Origin of the sequence: Sinimarinibacterium flocculans (assembly GCF_003201205.1) — a bacterium.
Classification (GTDB): Bacteria; Pseudomonadota; Gammaproteobacteria; order Nevskiales; family Nevskiaceae; genus Solimonas; species Solimonas flocculans.
The window spans coordinates 1-1,323 of record NZ_QICN01000032.1 but is presented as its reverse complement, the minus strand read 5'-3'; the positions used below and the strand labels follow the sequence as shown (position 1 = coordinate 1,323).

Annotated in this window: 1 protein-coding gene; it reads right to left on the bottom strand. The window is 64.8% G+C overall.

The genetic code is table 11. The annotated features are described in order from the left end of the window. Nucleotides 1-41: 41 nt before the first annotated feature. Nucleotides 42-1,270 (bottom strand): IS3 family transposase gene (locus C8D93_RS20265; RefSeq protein ID WP_422635962.1). Its coding sequence is split into 2 segments (ribosomal slippage): nucleotides 42-1,012 and nucleotides 1,012-1,270, totalling 1,230 coding nucleotides; the frame shifts between segments, so codons are not numbered across the junction. Nucleotides 1,271-1,323: the final 53 nt, after the last annotated feature.

Here is a 1,323-nt window from a genome sequence, read left to right as displayed (position 1 = left end):
TGGAGTTGACCCGCTCTCACGGACAGGTGGTCGCTTGATTCTCAAGCGATGGATTCAGTCTCCGCTGTGCGGAGCTTGGCGGCTGTCGATGGTGGTTGGCAATGCAGGTTCGGGTTGCTCCGTTCGTAGTTGAGAGGCGACTGGTAGCCCAGCGCCGAGTGCCGCCGACGCGGGTTGTACCAGCCCTCGATCCAGGTGAAGACGGCCAGACGCGCTTCGGTCTTGCTCTTGAAGCTGCGTCGGTCGAGCAGTTCGCATTCCAGGCTGGCGAAGAAGCTCTCGGCCATGGCGTTGTCGTAGGCATCGCCGACGGTGCCCATCGACGGACGCACGCCCATCTTCCGGCAGCGGTCGCCGAAGGCGATGCTGGTGTACTGGCTGCCTTGATCGCTGTGATGGATGACCTCGTCGGGTTTGCGCTGCTCGATGGCCATGTCCAGTGCGCTGAGCACCAGATCGGCCGTCATGCGCTCGCCGATCGCCCATCCGACGACGCGGCGGCTCCAGACATCCAGAACCATCGCCAGATACAGGAAGCCCGCCCACGTCGGGATGTAGGTCATATCCGCCACCCAGAGCTGGTTCGGCCCATTGGCGATGAAGCGGCGCTGCACCAGATCCGGCGCCGGCCGCTGACGCGGATCGCGCTCAGTGGTCACGACAAAGCCGCGCCGCCGGCTGATGCCTCGGATGCGCGCCTTGCGCATCAAGCGTGCGACCCGCTTGCGGCTGATCGTGACGCCTTGGTCGATCAGCTCGGCTCGCACGCGCGACATTCCGTAGCTGTCGTCGGACTCGGCGTGGATCGTGCGGATGCGCTCGGCCATGACCGCATCGGCCAGAGACCGCTGGCTCGGCGGACGATCACGCCAAGCGTAGAAGCCGCTCGGCGAGACCTTGAGCACGCGGCAGAGGGAACGGACCGGATACTTGGCCTGGTTCGCCATCACGAGTTCGAAGACGGGGTGGACGTCTTCTCGGCTCTTCCGGCGAACCAGGCTGTAGCCTTTGACAGGATGTCGCGCTCCATCTTGAGCTGGCGATTCTCGCGGCGCAGGCGCGTCAGCTCATCGCGCTCGGCTGTGGTCAGGCCATCCTTGCCGGGCAGCGGCCTGCCGGCGTCACGCGCGGCCTGGGCCACCCAGTTGGCAATGGTCTGTGCAGTGCATTCGAACTCTCGGGCCAGCTCAGCCGGCGTGCGGCCTGCCTGTACCAGCTCGATCATCTGTTGGCGAAAATCCGCCGGGTACGGCGCTCGACTCTTGGGCATATCGGACTCCTTCTCTCAAAAGATCAGGTGTCCGCGAGAACGGGTCAACTCCA